We start from the raw sequence: 15968 nt of genomic DNA, 5'->3' as shown, positions 1-15968 counted from the left end.
AGCAAGTCTGCCTTAAACACTAGGAAATGAAACTGTACTAGCAGCTGAAGCTGCAATGGCACCTAACAATGGCTTGGCGCGGATGGAACAGAGGCTGTCTGCAGGAGTTCAAGGCGGCTTAGCCGCACAACTTCACCGTTAGGTTTCTCAAATTGTCGGTGTAGACGGTACGGTACTCTAGAGTCACAGGTTGGGATGCCATAGCCTGAAGACGTTAGCTCATAGTCCGATGTGGGAACAATTATTTGGCACATACTGAGCTATGACTTGCTCAAAAGACAGGGAGATTATCGTAATGGTTGGCTTTGCAGACAAATTCAAATCTCTTGTAGATCAGGCACAACAAAAGGTCATGGAGATCCAGAGCAATTAACAGTTGAAGGGGTCTAGTCAGTCAAGTACGGGAAAGGGTTTCAGATTACTCATATCTTGCCCAGACAAAGCTAGAAGAGTACAAAGCAAACTCAGAAACGCGAAGACTGGAGACTCCTGCTACTCATGCATCTAATCACAACTACCAGAAAGCGGTTAATACTCTAGAACTGAATATGCTTCACCGACTGTCTAGCGTTGTGTATGTGGATAATTAAGGTTCAGCGATTATTCTCGTCTTCTATGCCGGCACTTTCATTTTATGGCACACCTTAACAGGGGATTAAGAAAAGGTTAGGCCAATCAACCTTTATTGAGTCATTAGAGGAAATTTATAACAGCAATGTCTGCTTGTTTTGTCGATTGGCTTAACCACAAGAGGGACGTATTTACCGCTAATAAAGTAAGTTTGGGCTTGACAATTTGTTTAAGTTGCGTTGTCAATCTACCTAATTTAAGCGCTTGCGTAAGTCAAAAATGTTTCCTTTGGGAGAGTGAAGCGCTTTCAAAAGCTTGATATCGTATCGGCAACGAGAGTTTACATGGTTCGCGAGAGCGTTAGTTGTTGTGTTTGCTTAATTCACTGGAGTTATTTGGGGTGGATGTGTATCCGGAAGCAATTAAATATTAAAAATTAACTGAAGAGAGCGCTAATTTTTAATTGATTGCTGGAAGGAACAGACGAAGCTCAAATCAAACAGATGTCGAATGCAATCATTACTAAACAATTTGCGGATGTAACTGCTTGTTTTAACAACAGAAGGAGAGAAACATGAGTTTGGGTTTACCAAAATGCGGCATAGGTGCATTTTCCAGCCGGCAAGAAGTAGAATCGGCTCTCACAGAGTTGAAAAATTCTGATTACCCGATGGATAAAGTTTCTGTTGTGGTGCGCGATGCCAATCCAGAGGATGAACTCACCAGTTCCGAGAGTGAATTCGTTCGGGATAAAACCGTTGGGGGTCTGGCAAAAGGTGCCCTCACAGTCGGCGCTTTGGGCAGTCTCGGTGGCTTATTAGTTGGACTGAGTACATTGGCGATTCCTGGCTTGGGTGCAGTCGCAGTTGCCGGCTCTAAAGTTGCCCTAGGGGGTTTGTTTGCCGGCGGCTATTATGGCACAGCAGCCGGTGGCATTATTGGCGCAGCACTTGGCAACGGCATCTCAAAAGAGCAAGCCAGAATTTATGACGAGCATCTGGCTAAAGGTGATTATTTAGTCATCCTAAATGCCAGCGAAGACGAACTCACTCATGCTGAATCGATTCTGAATAATCAAGGGATTCAGCAGTGGGGAACTTACACGACAACCTGAAGAGATCAGCGAAGTTTGTGCGGTAAAAGGCACTACTAAATACTTACCCAAATTGTTCTTAATTCAAGCAATTAAACATGGCAAAGTTTGGATATCACGCTTCTCACGAACAGTTCAAACCCAGCGCTCTGCTAGAGTGGGCGCAGATGGCTCAGCAAGCCGGCTTCACGGCTGCTTTATCGTCCGACCATTTCCACCCTTGGAGTGAGGCACAAGGAGAAAGCGGGTTTGCTTGGTCTTGGCTGGGTGCGGCAATGCAGGCAACATCCCTCTCCTTTGGGGTTGTTTGCGCTCCCGGACAGCGCTATCATCCAGCGATTATCGCCCAAGCGGCGGCAACCTTGGCTGAGATGTTCCCGGATCGCTTTTGGGTGGCCCTAGGGAGTGGTCAGGCGTTGAATGAACAAATCACCGGCGCTCTCTGGCCGGCTAAATCGGAGCGCAACGCCCGTCTCAAAGAATGCATTGAAATCATTCGCGCTCTATGGGCCGGCGAAACTGTAACCCATCACGGGCGCGTTTGCGTTGAAGAAGCCAAGCTTTACACTCGCCCTCAGACGCCACCGCGCATCATTGGCGCAGCCGTCACACCCCAGACGGCTGAGTGGTTCGGGAGTTTTGCCGATGGCTTAATCACCACGTCTCGCCCGCCGGACAAGTTGCGGCAGGTTGTGGAAGCCTTTCACCGAGGCGGCGGAGAGGGGAAACCCATGTACCTGAAGGTACAGCTTTCTTATGCCCAAGATGAGGCGACAGCAAGGGCAAAAGCGCACGAACAGTGGCGCAATAACATTTTTGAAAATATCTTGCTGACAGAACTGCGGACACCGGCACAGTTTGATGCTGCCGGCGAGTTTGTGCAGCCAGAAGAACTGGACGAACACGTCAGAATCTCAGCAGATCCCCAGCAGCATATTGACTGGCTTCAGAAAGATTTGGAACTGGGATTTAGCGAGTTGATTCTGCACAATGTTAACCGGGATCAGCAGCAATTTATTGAAGTTTTTGGGGAAAAAGTGCTGCCGGTGCTTGCACAAGGTTAACTAGCTTGGCAACTTCTCTAACAACCCAGGCTAGAGCTTTTAATTCAGCATTGAGTTAACGCTTTAGTTGGGGTGAATTAACCGGCCCTATTAATCTTCTGCGCCTCCCTCTTCTTCCTCACTATCCTCCTCAGTGCCGGTAGGTTGCTCCTCTTCCTGGCCAGTTTCTTCTTCTTCTTCTTCTTGTTCGTCCTCTTCAGACGCAGCCGAGTAACGATCCCCTATAACCTCACGGTTATCAGCATTTGGAGATTCAGCTTTGGCGGGACTGTCCATGCCTACACTTACGAGACCTAGGAGAAGGGCACTTAAGAGACTGAGTAGGGTAATTTTTTTGAAATTTGTTTTCAAAAACATTGCTTAACATCCTTGAAGAAAATTGAGTTTGGATGTTTCTATTTTCAATCACTGCCTGCAAGAGTTCACCTGTCAAAAGTTGTTAATAAATTTCTATAGGCGATAGAAATTTTTTTAATGAATTTACACAAGATATTCCTACAGGTAGATGATAAGCAAGCTTCCACTTTAGCGCCGGCCCGCTTCTGCCTGTTGTTCCGCATCGGTTGCTTCTTGCGGACGAATTTGCACTTGCAACGCCCAGAGGCTTACAAGTGCCGCCACCCCAGCCCCAAGGGTGTCCATGATCAAGTCCCCGATTGTGTCATCAATGCTATTAATTAATGCTGTTACCCACTCAAATATTTCCCAAATCGCACCGATAGCAATTCCGAAGCTGGTGATCGTTAGGAGGTAGAGAAGCCGGTGGTTGCGGAAAACGGTAAGCATCGGATTGTAAACCAAAAAACTCAGCGCTAAGGTGATGGAAAACGTTGTAAAGGCATGGGTAATTTCGTCATAAGGCCCCGGCTGGTAAAATAAACCCCAAACCCATCCCCCTGCATTGAGTAGCGCTGCGATAACAAAAAGAAAATCAAACAGTGTTGGCAGTCGGTTGTCCATGACTACAAAAGCAAGTGAAGCGCCCAGGAAGCCGGCTAAGATGATCACCCCCATCCAGTTTCCCTGCGTCACCGATACGACAATGGCGATCGCCAGAAGAAACTGTCCCACCCATGCCGCTATTCGATAACCTCGCCAATTGGTACTCATTGCTCACTCGCTTAAGGATTTTTCAGATCGTTGGCTGATTGCTATTTAAAGAAATTTAGAGGTCAATGACTTGCTATTCCAGCCTTTAGCAGCTGCAATTTAAGGGTGAATTGCCCCATCCGGCATCACTGTCCTGTGAAGCTTTGTATTACTCAGATTAGCCTGTTCAAGGTTAGCCTCAATGAGATTGGCTTCCTCAATATTTGCTTTGCTGAGGTTAGCGCCTCTGAGGTTAGCCCCTCTTAAATCAGCCCCAGCCAAGTTCGCTTTGCTGAGGTTAGCGCCTCTGAGGTTAGCCCCTCTTAAATCAGCCCCAGCCAGATTTGCTTTGCTTAAATTTGCCCATCTAAAATCAGCTTTGTAAAGATCGGCCAAACTCAAGTTAGCCCCAAAGAGGTAAGCGCTACTGAGATGCGCCTCGATCAGATTTGCTTTTTGCAGGTCAGCTTTGTAAAGATGGGCGTTGATCAATTCAGCTTCGTGGAGGTTGGCATTGCTGAGGTTTGCATGGCTGAGGTTTGCTGCAATCAACTTAGCGCTGCTGAGGTTGGTTCTGTTAAGCTGAGCATCACTGAGATCGGCGCTGCTGAGGTTCGCTTCTCTGAGGTTCGTTGCGATTAGGTTAGCATGAGTGAGATCGGCACTACTGAGGTTAGCGCCAGTGAGATCGGCTCCCACCAAGTTAGCATTTGTGAGATCAGATCGCGTCAAATTCGCTTTGATCAGGCTAGCAATGCTGAGGTTCGCTTCAATCAGGTAAGCATCGATGAGTTCAGCTTCGTAGAGGTTCGCGCTAGTCAGGTTAGCATGGCACAGATCGGCTGCAATGAGTTTGGTTTTGCACAAATCAGCCCCTCTTAAGTTAACGCCGCGCAGGTTGGCACCTCTGAGGTTAGCATTGCTGAGGTTTGCTTCGCTCAAGTCCGGTTCTAAGTCTGGGTTTTTCGTTTTCCACTCAATCCATCTCACTGCACCTTTCTCCAGTTGTGCGAGATGCTCTAGGTTTGCCATCTAAAGTTTCCTTTGCTTCAAATCCAGCAGTGCCAACAAAGACTGTAACAAGTTGTGATACCAAAATTTACGCTGACCTGAGAGGTTGGTTATTCGTTTCCACCGGCAGGATTTTCTCGCCCAACTACATTTTCAATCGCTGCCACCGCTGCTTGAGAGCCGGCCATAATATCTCGTTCTTCTCCGCCCAAATAGAGGCGTCCAAAGCTGCCCACTGCTTGAATTTCCAGGATATTAATCAAGGCGGCTTTTTCTGCTTCATTCGCGGCTAGGGCGGCGTATGCTGCCGGCTGCACTTCTAAGACATAAAGTGTTTGCCCTGCTAAAATCATCTGTCCGCGTCTCGTGCGATTAATCAGTTGGGTTTGGTGGGCATCGATGTTACGGATAATTTGACTAGAAACGATTCGGGGTTTCAGGCAGTCCCTTGCACTGACTCCCAAAGCGTCCAAAATCGCTTTACCGGCAGTTCGGGTGTCGCCTTGCCGGCTGGAATGAATTTCTAAAAGCCCATAAAGTCGTTCCACAACTTGCACCCCAGGACGTACCGAGGTGGCTTTCAGTGCAATATCGGTAATGCGGTTAATTTCAATGCCAGGTGAGATTTCAATCCACAAGGAAGTATCACCGGGCAATGGCAGGAAACCCAACGCAACTGTCCCCATATAAGCCGCGTGCTGAGGCTGCAAGCTGTCTAAAAATACATAACTGCGAAGTTCTATACCCAAGCTTTAAATCTCCGTACAGGGGAAACCCGATTCAACGTGCAACATCTGAGTTTACCCTAGAGCTATTGCAAAAATCTTAAAAACCCACACGAAGGGCGCATCCGACTGTCAACCCTATCTGCTCTACGCTAAGTTCTTCACTAGATTCGAGTAGAGCGATGGGATGGAGATAATGAGTTTAAGCATCTCATTTGCTTCCAATAAAATGAATTTCGCTTCTGATGTTCAACCTCTGTTTCGACTTGAGCTTTAACAAGTGCCGCCTACAGTCTCAAAACCGGCAATTATTTAGGCGACTGACTTAGCAAGTTAGCTGAGCAAGTAGATTCTTTTCTAGAAACCAGGCAAATGAAAATGACACTGGGAAAAGTTTTTATCAGAGTTCCTAGCAAGTTCCCATAAAACTATAGCAATCCTAAATAGGTTGTCAGATTTCTAGCGGGCAAGATGCCGGCACTCGACAAGTTTTTTTTCCTTGATGATCATTAGACCTCTGGCGGAAAAAAGAAAAGTGGGTTAAATCAAACAGGAGAAGCTAATATATTAACTTGGATAGATGTCGTACTCCTAACTTTTTCTATCCTTAATACGGCTTAACCCTAACCAAGAAGTATTGACATGATTCTAGTGATTAAAAAAACTTGGCTTTACACATTTTGCTTGTTTTTACTGACTATTGGTTGCACAAGCATTAACTCCAGTAATAGAGAAGACACCCCCAACAACCAAACAAGTGCGCCGAGCGGGATCGCAACATCCAACGCTGATCGCAGGAACGAATTACGTGAGCGGATTGAACAAATCTCTCATGCTGCTCAAGGGCGGGTTGGGGTTACAGCCACAGTGCTAGAAACCGGAGAATCAGTGACTCTGAATGGAAATCAGCAATTTCCGATGCAAAGCGTTTACAAGTTTCCCATTGCAATGGCTGTTCTGGCTCAAGTAGACCAAGGAAAACTGAAGCTAGACCAAAAAATTCGTATTGAAAACAGCGATGTCGTCCAGGGTAGTCGGATTCTAGATGAGAAATCACAGGGAATGGAATTTAGTCTGGCTGAACTATTGAAGTACACGGTTTCTGAAAGTGATAATACGGCTTCTGATGTGCTGTTACGACTCATCGGTGAACCCAGGATTGTCACCCAGTATTTGCGTGATCTTGGCGTAAACGATATCGTTGTTGCTAACACGGAGAAGGAGCTAGGGCAAGACACAACAGTGCAGTATCGTAACTATGCAACGCCTGATGCCGCCGTTGTTTTGTTACGCGCTTTTCATGAGGGAAAAGGGCTTTCAAAATCTAGTCAAGCTTTATTGCTGCAATTGATGACAGAGACAACGACAGGTTCAAAGCGCATTAAAGGACTGTTGCCTGATGGGACGGTTGTGGCGCACAAAACGGGTACTTCGGCTACTGTAAATGGAGTGACGGCTGCAACAAATGATGTGGGACTTGTGACGCTACCGAATGGACGACATTTAGCAATCGCAGTTTTTGTTTCAGATTCTAAGGCAAACGATGCGATACGTGAGGAAGTCATCGCAAAAGTGGCGAAGGCAGCATGGGACGAATGGAGCAAATAGACATGAAAGGTTATAGCGAACTGTTTATTTAGTAGACCTGTTGCGGAATTAGGATAATCTTGCTGATTTCAGTCCATAGTCTTGAGTGGAGAGAATTTATGGACGCTGCAATATTTTAATTTGACTATTGCGAGAGTATGGATCGCCGATCATCCCGGCTAATAATTTGCCATCAGGACTAATCACTAAATTCCTCATCTTATGTTTGTCCAAAATGGTTTCTAATTCCGCTGTTTGCAGATTCCACACCGCCAGCCCCTTGTAAGTGCCGGCAATGATGCGATCTTGACTGAGAATAATGTTAGAGAGATGATTTTCTTTCGGAGAAAAATTCAGCTTTGTACGTGCCTTAACCTTTCCCGTTTTCAGATCCCATACTTTCAGATTGACTGGTTTGCTAGACGATGAAGTGGTGACGACTGTTTGTCCATCCAAACTGATCCGTGAAGTGCCAATCGATTCAAAATTCCATTTTTTAGGGAGAATTGTTTGCCGGTTGGTCGCCAAATCCCACACCACCAGTTGACTGTCCAATTCTACCAATGCTATTTTGCCATCCGGACTGATGGCTAAGGGATAAAAAGGTGGAGGCCCGTTTTTAATCGAAACTGAACCAATTGTGAACTCTGTTGGAGACGAATTAGGCACTGTTGCTTTTAGCTCGCCGGTTGTCAGATCCCACATTTTAAGTTCCTCATAAGCGCGACTAATAATGGTTTTTCCATCAGATGAAATCTCGACCTGACGGATATCGCTAGAATGTCCCTTGAGGATCTGGGGGCGCTGGTTTGAGGTAATATCCCAGATGCGAACCATGCGATCTCCACTGCCGGTGACAACGGTTTTACTATCGGGAGCAATTGCCACAGCGTCAATTTTACCTGAATCGCTCTGAAGTGTTTTTCTTAACTGTCCGGTTTGCAAATCCCAGATTTTAATCGCTTTATCTTCCCCCCCACTAACCAGGGTTTTACCATCAGCACTGATTGCAAAAGTAGAGGCTGCGGGATGTCCTTTTATGGTGCGAATAACGGAGAAATTGCAGTAAGGGGACTGGGTTGTCTTTTGAGAACAATAGTTCGGGACGATAGAAGACGATCTTTGTTGATGAAAAATTGGGGAAAAGTGCCAAAGGAGAATGTTCGAGAGAAGAATGACGGCTACCATTAGAATCCGCGAGCCGGTAAAAGAGGCTTTACCTGACTGATTAACGAGTGGTTCTCCTAAAATAATTTGGGTTAACTCGTGCCGGCTGCGATTTGCTTCATACCAAAAGCCGCACCACAAGGCAAATAATATAAGAACCGGCAGTCCTACAAATTGGAAGGCTAGGAAGGCATCCACATCCCCAGATAACGCCCCGAACAGAAAAAACGGGATCGCAATGCTGTACCAGACTGCACACCAAAAAAGTAGGAAAGCGATGATAAAGGGAGGCAACCGCAGGGTGACATGAATAAGTGTTCCTTGAGAGAACGGCTCAAATCTCCCCCGGATCTTTGGTAAAAACGAGTTTCGGTAGTGAATAATGCGACGGATATCAAATCCCGAATCATTGATCGTGCCTTCATAGGGAGCATGATTGCGAGAAACACCCCATCGTATTGCCTTTGGCGCTTCGATTTGGGCATTGAGCTTGTCGATGACAGCCGGCAAGGAAGCTTGGGTTTTAACGGTAAAGCTAGAGTAAGGTAATAACTGCATAACCGGCTCCTTTTCCGATAGATCTACAACGGGTAAGATTTCCTGACTACTGGTTTAACTACAAACTTAAACTTGGGGTTTTCGCATTTAGCTAGGCACTTTATTCAATTTCCTGAAACTGAGCTATTTAATGTTGTTAGTGGCAGACTAATCGCTCAATTTTTGTTGAAACCCGGCTAAAATTCCTACTCCCCACAGGAATCATCCTCTTGCAACTAGACTCAAACTGAATTGAAAATTGCCCTAATTCTACATGGGTTTCAAATTCTTTGCTGACGGGTAATTAATTAGAAGAAAAAGCAATACAGCCGGCTGCATTAAATTGCTCCATGACCCGATAACCTTCAGGCCAATCTCTCCAAAATGCACGAGTCCGCACTTGAGCCGGCGCAAATAAACGATAAACGTTCACGCCTGGTTGATTTCTGCTCCCTGCAACTCCTGCATAGTTTCCTTCTAGGAAAATGACTTCATGGTTGTCACTATAGATTCGCTGATTAAAAACATTTCCTAAACTCAAACTAACTGCTTGTGCAGTCCCATAGTGATTAATTATACAGACCTGACCCTCTGTGGTTGAAGGATAAATATTCATTGTTTCTTCCCATGCTGACTATTTTTCTAGAAAAGAAGCTATGGCTAGCCCATGTACCCAAGTTGCGGCAAATGCTTTAGCCTCCTTTTGACGTTCAGGTTCCTTATATTGATTCCAATATTCAACTTGCCGGTAAACCTCAGGCATCAATTTTTGGATTTCTTCATCGGTTGGATATGACTGAGTTTGTGCATAAGTAAACTGAGTCATTAGGCCAGAGGCGATGATGACAGTAATGCAATTGAGTTGTTTCTTCCTTTGTATTAAGTTGTGCTTAATAAAGTTAGGATAGTTTAAGGAATATTCCCGTAAAAAGAATGCGGAATTTGTTAGAAAAAAATTGAGTTGGTCCGCGACAATTGAGCGAGATCTGCTGCACTGCTGTGTCACTCAAACTCTACAAACGGCTGACAAGTATTACTAGCGCATAGGATTGACTTGCTTTAACGGCTCAGGTGATGAAGTGAGCGCTCTAAATTCCCCTATCGTTTAGTTTAAGCACCTGAGAACCCCTGTATAATCTAAACCAACCGTAGGGGAATTTATGTGCTATAACCTTTTAGGCCGGCTCAAATATCGCACCATTCTTCGCCCCAGGAGGGACGGGCTGTTCTCCGATCTTTAAGCAGACATTGAAAGTTTTGGATACTACCATCTTTCATCAAACCAACCGTAATAAGCCACGAAGTTTGATATCGATTAAAGGTAACTGCACCCACAGAATTGCAAGATTTGATAATTTCAGAGGTGATTGCCCTGCGAAACACTGGCGATACCATGATTGAGTCAGCAGCGATACCATCAACTGCAATCATAACAATCCTTGGGCGATTATCAGGGTGATCAGGATATTTTTTACTGGCATCAATAACATTCGTGATGACTGTGATATCTCTCCCCTCTTCGATGCGATTTTTTGCATTTAGAATGCCAAGTTCACAAGATTCTTTTGTTTCCTGGCTTCTTGCCGGTGATGGCAGGATTAAGGCAGATAGACCTAAAGTTCCTGCGGTAATAACAGCAAGAGCTTCGATGAGGTATTTGTGCATGATCACATGAGTTTATTGTGCATGAGCAAGCTTAGCCATCATACCAAACACATTTGTGAGTGAAATGCAGATTAATTGCTTCTTCATTGATATCAAGTCCAGTTGATGAATAATCATTAAGCTGTAACCTGATGCCACCAATAATCTTTAGTAAATGCACGGATTGGTAGTGGCCGGCACAATAATACCCAACAGCCCTAAAATAATACTTATTCCCATTCATCCGGGCTATCTTCGCTACCCATAAAAAAAGGGGCAGGCATCATGCCTACCCCACAAGAAACGATTACTTAGGTTTTAGCCCAACAGTGCTTTTGCCTTCGCTAAAACATTGTCAGCGCTGAAGCCAAACTTCTCTAGACAGACACCGCCAGGAGCAGAAGCACCAAAGCGATCAATACTGACTGTATCGCCTTCCATTCCCACGTACTTGTGCCAGCCGAAGCTAGCGGCAGCTTCTACAACCAAGCGCTTGGTGACAGATTTCGGCAGAATAGACTCTTTGTAAGCCGCATCTTGTCCATCAAACACTTCGGTTGAAGGCATCGAAACGACACGGACTTTTTTACCTTCAGCCGTGAGTTTCTCGGCTGCTGTTACGCACAGGCTCACTTCTGAACCCGTACCAATCAAGATAATATCCGGTGTTCCCTCAGACTCAACCACCGTGTAGCCACCTTTTGCCACGCCTTCAATCGATGTGCCGGCTAAATTCGGCACATTTTGACGCGTGAAGGCTAACAAGGTGGGATGGTTTTGCTTGGCTTTTTCAATCGCTAATTTATAAGCACCAGAACATTCGTTTCCGTCTGCGGGACGAATCACCGTCAGGTTAGGAATCGCACGCAAAGAAGCCAGCGTTTCAATCGGTTGGTGTGTCGGGCCATCTTCACCTTGTCCGATGGAGTCGTGGGTCATCACCCAAATTACCCCAGCTTGGGACAAGGCAGATAAGCGAATGGCAGCCCGCATATAATCTGTGAAGATCAAGAAGGTTGCGCCGTAGGGAATTAATCCAGATTGATGCAGCGCGATCCCATTACAGATTGCGCCCATACCATGTTCCCGCACACCAAAGTGGATGTTGGGGTTTTGGTATTGCCCTTTCTGGAAGTCACCACTTCCCTTGATTTCAGTCAGGTTAGAGTGGGTTAAGTCAGCCGAACCACCGATGAGTTCAGGTAAAACGGATGCCAGTTTGTTGAGGCAGTTTTCCGAGTGCTTGCGGGTGGGCAGTGCCTTGTCTTCGGCGGTGTAGGTGGGGAGTACCTTATCCCAACCGTCAGGCAATTGGCCGGTGATGTAGCGGTCGAATTCAGCCCCTTCTTGGGGATATTTAGCTTTGTAGTCAGAAAAAGTCTTGTTCCACTCTGCTTCATAACCTGCGCCGCGTTCCACTGCTTTGCGGGTATGGTTGAGCACATCTTCTGGGATTACGAAAGGCTCGTGTTGCCAGCCCAGTTTTTCGCGAGTTAATGCAATTTCGTCTGCACCAAGGGCAGCACCGTGAACACCGGCAGTGTTTTGTTTGTTGGGCGAACCATAACCGATGATGGTTGTCACCTTAATCATGGTTGGCTTGTCGGTGACGGCTTTAGCTTCGTTAATTGCTTTCTCAATGGCGGCTAAATCGGTATTGCCATCTTCGACGTGGAGGACGTGCCAACCGTATGCTTCAAAACGCTTGGAAACATCTTCGGTGAAAGCCACATCGGTAGAACCATCGATGGAGATGTGGTTATCGTCGTACAGCGCGATGAGTTTACCTAATCCCAGGTGGCCGGCGAAAGAACACGCTTCACCCGAAATGCCTTCCATGTTGCACCCATCACCCAAAATCACATAAGTGTAGTGATCGACGATTGTGCTATCGGGCTTGTTAAACTTGGCGGCTAGGTGAGCTTCTGCCATTGCCAAACCGACGGCGTTGGCAATTCCTTGACCGAGAGGACCCGTGGTTACTTCCACACCCGGAGTCATAAAGTTTTCCGGGTGTCCGGGGGTTTTGGATTCCCACTGACGGAACTGCTTGATGTCTTCTATGCTGACGCTGTCGAAGCCCATCAGGTAGAGCAGGGCGTACTGTAGCATGGAGCCATGTCCAGCTGAGAGCACGAAGCGGTCGCGGTTAAACCACTTGGGATTTTTTGGGTTATACCGCATAAAGCGATCCCACAGCACAAACGCCATCGGCGCAGCGCCCATCGGTAGCCCTGGGTGACCGGACTTTGCCTTCTCTACGGCGTCAACGGCCAGAAAGCGGATGGAGTTGATGCAAAGTTCTTCGAGTGATTGGGTGGCAACAGGCATGATCGTTTTCTTGAGTGCAAACGGTGTGAGAGATCGATTGAATGACCTTGGGTGTTAGCGCTCTGGAATCGCCCCAAGACGTTCTCACCCATCATCCCATTAGCGGGATCGATGGGCAAGTATTTCTTATGGGGGATGGAGAATGGGGAAATGGGGCATGGGTTAGAAAAAATCACCGATGCCCGATGCCCTAAACGTACTTTTTAAACGCGAGTGTGACGTTATGACCACCAAACCCGAAGGAGTTGGACAGCGCCACTTCAACTTTTTGAGCGCGACTTTGGTGGGGCACATAATCTAAGTCGCAGTTTGGATCGGGATTGTCCAAATTAATCGTCGGCGGAATTTGATCGTTGGCGATTGCCATTGCGGTTGCTACGGCTTCAATGCCGCCAGAACCGCCCAGCAGGTGGCCGGTCATTGACTTGGTTGAGCTAATGGCCACTTTGTAGGCACTCTCTCCCAAGGCTGTTTTAATAGCGGCGCTTTCTGTGGGGTCGTTCATCGGCGTGCTGGTGCCGTGGGCGTTAATGTAGCTGATTTGATCGGGGGTGATTCCCGCATCTTTCATCGCTAGCCGCATTGCCCGTGCCGCCCCTTCGCCACCGGGCACGGGGGAGGTCATGTGATAGGCGTCGCAAGTCATGCCGTAGCCAACGAGTTCGGCATAGATGCGAGCACCCCGACTGAGGGCGCATTCGAGTTCTTCGAGCAGGAGGATGCCGGCACCTTCGCCCATGACAAACCCATCCCGATCTCGGTCAAAAGGCCGGCTGGCGTGGGCGGGATCGTCGTTGCGCGTCGAAAGTGTCCGAGCTGCTGCGAAACCGGCAACAGACAGGGGCGTTACCGCCGCTTCCGTTCCGCCACAAATCATGGCTTGGGCGTAGCCGCCCTGAATCAGACGAAATGCTTCGCCAACTGCATTTGAGCCAGCCGCGCAGGCGGTGACGGTGCAGGAATTTGGCCCTTTTGCGCCGGTGTGAATGGCGGTTAAACCGGCAGCCATATTCGCAATCATCATGGGAATCATGAAAGGGCTACACCGATCTGGGCCTTTCGTGAGATAGATTTCTTGTTGATCTTCAAGAACTTTTAGACCCCCGATGCCGGTGCCGATGATCGCGCCCACCTGTTCTGCATTCAGGTCATTAATCGTAAATTGGGCGTCGGCGATCGCCTGCTTGCTCGCTGAAATCGCAAACTGGGCGAAGCGATCCATCCGCTTGGCTTCTTTGCGCTCCAGATACTCGTGGGGGTCAAAGCCCTTCACTTCGCCGGCAATTCGACAGTCGTGCCGTGATGCGTCGAACAAGGTGATGGGGCCAATGCCACTTCTGCCGGCAATCAACCCTTCCCAATATTCAGCGAGGGTATTGCCAATTGGTGTGATCGCACCAAGGCCGGTGACAACAACACGTTTCCGTTCAAAGTTGGTCATGATTCAATTTGCGGGCTTCCACACCCAGAACGCAAAACACAGGGGCACGGGAGAAGGAAGTAAGACTGAATGATCAAGGCTGAATTGATGCTTCAGCCTTTTTACTTCAGCCTTCATCCTTCAGCCTTGAGCGCTCACTCCTTCACTGCGGAGGCTGAAACTTGGCTGTTGATGTAGTCCACAGTTGCTTGAACTGTGAGAATCCCTTCTGCGGCTTCGTCCGGAATTTCGATATCAAATTCTTCTTCTAAAGCCATTACCAATTCCACAGTATCTAAAGAGTCAGCTCCAAGATCGTTGGCAAAGTTGGATTCTGGCTTGATGTCGCTCGCCTCAACTTCCAGTTGATCCGCCACAATTTTCTTGACTCTTGAAAAAATTTCCTCTTGACTCATAGGGATGTCCTCAGTGTGCCGCAGCTGCTTATAAATTCGTGCGTTGTTAGTTTTTGTCTAACATTTATCCATTTGCCTTGACCTGTAAAGGTTTCACTTGTCCCTGGCAGTCGCTAGAACTTGGGAAAGGATTTTTACAGGTCAAGGCATTTGATCATCTTATCGGAAAGGGGGATCGCAAGGGAGACTGATCGCAGACGGTTTTCAAATTGACACGCTGCCGGTCAAAACTTCTGGGATTAAAGCTTTGTAAGGAATCACTGCCGGTTGCTTGTCTGGAAGTCATCATAGAAAGAGTGTCCGCTCTGCTTACCCAGATTATCCCAGGCTTAACGCTCACTAGGGAATTCCAACTATGCCATCCTCAACACTTAGATATGCTTACTTTCCCGGCTGTGTTGCCCAAGGAGCCTGCCGGGAGCTTTATCAGTCTACTCAAATTCTGACTGAAACTTTGGGCATTGAACTGATTGAACTCAAAAAAGCTTCCTGCTGTGGTTCTGGCACGTTTAAAGAAGACTCTCAGCTGCTAGAAGATACGGTGAATGCTCGCAATATTGCTTTGGCGGAGGAATTGAATCTGCCGCTGCTGACTCATTGCAGCACTTGTCAGGGTGTCGTTGGCCATGTGGATGAGCGCCTCAAGGACTTGCAGAAAACTGACTCGGCTTATATTGAGCGGGTGAACGGGTTGCTGAAAAAAGAAGGCTGTTCGCCTTATCGGGGAACGACAGAGGTTAAACATCTCCTGTGGGCCTTAATCGCAGATTACGGTTTGGAGGAAATTCAAAACCGCGTTACGCGCAAGTTGAGTGGCCTAAAATGTGCAGCGTTTTACGGTTGCTACCTGCTTCGCACCCAAACTTCGATGCCTTTCGATGACCCCTACAAACCCGAATCAATGGAGAATGTGTTTCGGACGGTTGGGGCGACACCGATTTATTATCGAGGGCGCACGCAATGTTGCGGTTGGCCCCTTTCTAGTTATGCCCCGGTTGAGTCGTTTAAGATGGCCGGCGCTCATATTCAAGAAGCGCTTGACGCGGGGGCGGATTGTATGATAACGCCTTGTCCTTTGTGTCACCTTAATCTGGATTCTCGGCAACCAGAGGTGGAACAGGTGATTCAACGCAAACTGGGGCTGCCGGTGTTGCATTTGCCTCAGTTAATCTCGCTGGCTTTAGGCGTTGATCCGAAGCACTTGGGACTCGACCGGCATATTGTTTCAACCAAGCCGGTGTTGGAGAAATTAGGGCTTTAGGGGCATGGGTCAAGGCTTCGCCAACCTAAAGGTAGGGGCATGGGGCATGGGTG

General features: G+C 47.4%; 17 protein-coding genes. 5 read left to right on the top strand and 12 right to left on the bottom strand.

Annotation, left to right across the window (positions count from 1 at the left end; translation table 11 throughout):
• Positions 1-1144 precede the first annotated feature (1144 nt).
• Positions 1145-1684, top strand: coding sequence for a DUF1269 domain-containing protein (locus tag H6F73_RS05295; RefSeq protein WP_190757762.1), 540 nt, complete (start codon positions 1145-1147; stop codon positions 1682-1684).
• 77 nt (positions 1685-1761) lie between these two features.
• Entirely contained in the window at positions 1762-2727 is a 966-nt protein-coding gene (locus tag H6F73_RS05290) for a TIGR03885 family FMN-dependent LLM class oxidoreductase (protein ID WP_190757761.1), read from the top strand.
• A 90-nt stretch (positions 2728-2817) separates the two neighbouring features.
• Here the strand turns inward: H6F73_RS05290 and H6F73_RS05285 are convergent, their stop codons facing one another.
• The 4 genes from H6F73_RS05285 to H6F73_RS05270 all read right to left on the bottom strand — a co-directional run bounded on the left by H6F73_RS05285 (position 2818) and on the right by H6F73_RS05270 (position 5576).
• Positions 2818-3003, bottom strand: a complete 186-nt coding sequence (locus H6F73_RS05285; protein ID WP_190757760.1) for a hypothetical protein — start codon at positions 3001-3003, stop codon at positions 2818-2820.
• A 249-nt stretch (positions 3004-3252) separates the two neighbouring features.
• A complete protein-coding gene (locus H6F73_RS05280) occupies positions 3253-3837 on the bottom strand; it encodes a hypothetical protein (protein ID WP_190757759.1) in 585 nt (194 codons plus the stop codon).
• A gap of 99 nt (positions 3838-3936) precedes the next feature.
• Positions 3937-4848, bottom strand: a complete 912-nt coding sequence (locus tag H6F73_RS05275) for a pentapeptide repeat-containing protein (protein WP_190757758.1) — start codon at positions 4846-4848, stop codon at positions 3937-3939.
• A gap of 89 nt (positions 4849-4937) precedes the next feature.
• Positions 4938-5576: a hypothetical protein gene (locus tag H6F73_RS05270; RefSeq protein WP_190757757.1), complete on the bottom strand. Its 639-nt coding sequence runs from the start codon at positions 5574-5576 to the stop codon at positions 4938-4940.
• Between the two features lie 618 nt (positions 5577-6194).
• Here H6F73_RS05270 and bla point away from each other — a divergent pair.
• Positions 6195-7160 (top strand): class A beta-lactamase, subclass A2, encoded by a 966-nt coding sequence (gene bla / locus H6F73_RS05265; protein ID WP_190757756.1) that lies wholly within the window; start codon positions 6195-6197, stop codon positions 7158-7160.
• A 96-nt stretch (positions 7161-7256) separates the two neighbouring features.
• Here the strand turns inward: bla and H6F73_RS05260 are convergent, their stop codons facing one another.
• The 5 genes from H6F73_RS05260 to tkt all read right to left on the bottom strand — a co-directional run bounded on the left by H6F73_RS05260 (position 7257) and on the right by tkt (position 12818).
• The gene (locus tag H6F73_RS05260; RefSeq protein WP_190757755.1) at positions 7257-8864 is read right to left on the bottom strand and encodes a hypothetical protein; all 1608 of its coding nucleotides are present in this window, start codon (positions 8862-8864) and stop codon (positions 7257-7259) included.
• Between the two features lie 283 nt (positions 8865-9147).
• Positions 9148-9459 carry a hypothetical protein gene (locus tag H6F73_RS05255; protein ID WP_190757754.1) on the bottom strand — a complete coding sequence of 104 codons (312 nt, stop codon included), beginning with the start codon at positions 9457-9459 and terminating at the stop codon, positions 9148-9150.
• 18 nt (positions 9460-9477) lie between these two features.
• Positions 9478-9669, bottom strand: a complete 192-nt coding sequence (locus tag H6F73_RS05250; RefSeq protein WP_190757753.1) for a hypothetical protein — start codon at positions 9667-9669, stop codon at positions 9478-9480.
• Between the two features lie 359 nt (positions 9670-10028).
• Positions 10029-10508 carry a hypothetical protein gene (locus H6F73_RS05245; RefSeq protein WP_190757752.1) on the bottom strand — a complete coding sequence of 160 codons (480 nt, stop codon included), beginning with the start codon at positions 10506-10508 and terminating at the stop codon, positions 10029-10031.
• A gap of 297 nt (positions 10509-10805) precedes the next feature.
• Entirely contained in the window at positions 10806-12818 is a 2013-nt protein-coding gene (tkt, locus tag H6F73_RS05240) for a transketolase (RefSeq protein ID WP_190757751.1), read from the bottom strand.
• A 41-nt stretch (positions 12819-12859) separates the two neighbouring features.
• Here tkt and H6F73_RS05235 point away from each other — a divergent pair, with 41 nt between their 5' ends.
• Complete coding sequence (locus tag H6F73_RS05235) at positions 12860-13012, top strand: hypothetical protein (protein WP_190757750.1); 153 nt, start codon at positions 12860-12862, stop codon at positions 13010-13012.
• On the opposite strand, the gene fabF is transcribed toward H6F73_RS05235, so the two are convergent.
• The 3 genes from fabF to H6F73_RS26880 form a co-directional block, all read right to left on the bottom strand.
• Complete coding sequence (gene fabF / locus H6F73_RS05230; protein WP_190757749.1) at positions 13009-14259, bottom strand: beta-ketoacyl-ACP synthase II; 1251 nt, start codon at positions 14257-14259, stop codon at positions 13009-13011. The two genes, H6F73_RS05235 and fabF, sit on opposite strands and share 4 nt — an antisense overlap.
• A 134-nt stretch (positions 14260-14393) precedes the next feature.
• Complete coding sequence (gene acpP / locus H6F73_RS05225; RefSeq protein WP_190757748.1) at positions 14394-14654, bottom strand: acyl carrier protein; 261 nt, start codon at positions 14652-14654, stop codon at positions 14394-14396.
• 154 nt (positions 14655-14808) lie between these two features.
• A complete protein-coding gene (locus H6F73_RS26880) occupies positions 14809-14943 on the bottom strand; it encodes a hypothetical protein (protein ID WP_277882581.1) in 135 nt (44 codons plus the stop codon).
• Positions 14944-15009: 66 nt separating this feature from the next.
• Between H6F73_RS26880 and H6F73_RS05220 the strand changes: the two genes are divergently transcribed.
• Positions 15010-15915, top strand: coding sequence for a CoB--CoM heterodisulfide reductase iron-sulfur subunit B family protein (locus H6F73_RS05220; protein ID WP_190757747.1), 906 nt, complete (start codon positions 15010-15012; stop codon positions 15913-15915).
• The last annotated feature ends 53 nt before the right edge of the window (positions 15916-15968 follow it).

Origin of the sequence: Microcoleus sp. FACHB-68, from assembly GCF_014695715.1 — a bacterium.
Taxonomy (GTDB): Bacteria; Cyanobacteriota; Cyanobacteriia; order Cyanobacteriales; family Oscillatoriaceae; genus FACHB-68.
Note: the sequence above shows the minus strand (reverse complement) of the source record. Positions and strands in the feature narration are given on the sequence as shown.

Excerpts from the sequence above, each read along its gene's own strand:
- H6F73_RS26880 (WP_277882581.1), bottom strand. The coding sequence starts at position 14,943 with ATGATGACTTCCAGACAAGCAACCGGCAGTGATTCCTTACAAAGCTTT.
- fabF (WP_190757749.1), bottom strand. The coding sequence starts at position 14,259 with ATGACCAACTTTGAACGGAAACGTGTTGTTGTCACCGGCCTTGGTGCG.
- H6F73_RS05235 (WP_190757750.1), top strand. The coding sequence starts at position 12,860 with ATGACCTTGGGTGTTAGCGCTCTGGAATCGCCCCAAGACGTTCTCACC.
- H6F73_RS05275 (WP_190757758.1), bottom strand. The coding sequence starts at position 4,848 with ATGGCAAACCTAGAGCATCTCGCACAACTGGAGAAAGGTGCAGTGAGA.
- H6F73_RS05290 (WP_190757761.1), top strand. The coding sequence starts at position 1,762 with ATGGCAAAGTTTGGATATCACGCTTCTCACGAACAGTTCAAACCCAGC.
- H6F73_RS05260 (WP_190757755.1), bottom strand. The coding sequence starts at position 8,864 with ATGCAGTTATTACCTTACTCTAGCTTTACCGTTAAAACCCAAGCTTCC.
- H6F73_RS05245 (WP_190757752.1), bottom strand. The coding sequence starts at position 10,508 with ATGCACAAATACCTCATCGAAGCTCTTGCTGTTATTACCGCAGGAACT.
- bla (WP_190757756.1), top strand. The coding sequence starts at position 6,195 with ATGATTCTAGTGATTAAAAAAACTTGGCTTTACACATTTTGCTTGTTT.
- H6F73_RS05220 (WP_190757747.1), top strand. The coding sequence starts at position 15,010 with ATGCCATCCTCAACACTTAGATATGCTTACTTTCCCGGCTGTGTTGCC.
- H6F73_RS05295 (WP_190757762.1), top strand. The coding sequence starts at position 1,145 with ATGAGTTTGGGTTTACCAAAATGCGGCATAGGTGCATTTTCCAGCCGG.
- H6F73_RS05280 (WP_190757759.1), bottom strand. The coding sequence starts at position 3,837 with ATGAGTACCAATTGGCGAGGTTATCGAATAGCGGCATGGGTGGGACAG.
- H6F73_RS05285 (WP_190757760.1), bottom strand. The coding sequence starts at position 3,003 with ATGGACAGTCCCGCCAAAGCTGAATCTCCAAATGCTGATAACCGTGAG.
- tkt (WP_190757751.1), bottom strand. The coding sequence starts at position 12,818 with ATGCCTGTTGCCACCCAATCACTCGAAGAACTTTGCATCAACTCCATC.
- H6F73_RS05250 (WP_190757753.1), bottom strand. The coding sequence starts at position 9,669 with ATGACTCAGTTTACTTATGCACAAACTCAGTCATATCCAACCGATGAA.
- H6F73_RS05255 (WP_190757754.1), bottom strand. The coding sequence starts at position 9,459 with ATGAATATTTATCCTTCAACCACAGAGGGTCAGGTCTGTATAATTAAT.
- acpP (WP_190757748.1), bottom strand. The coding sequence starts at position 14,654 with ATGAGTCAAGAGGAAATTTTTTCAAGAGTCAAGAAAATTGTGGCGGAT.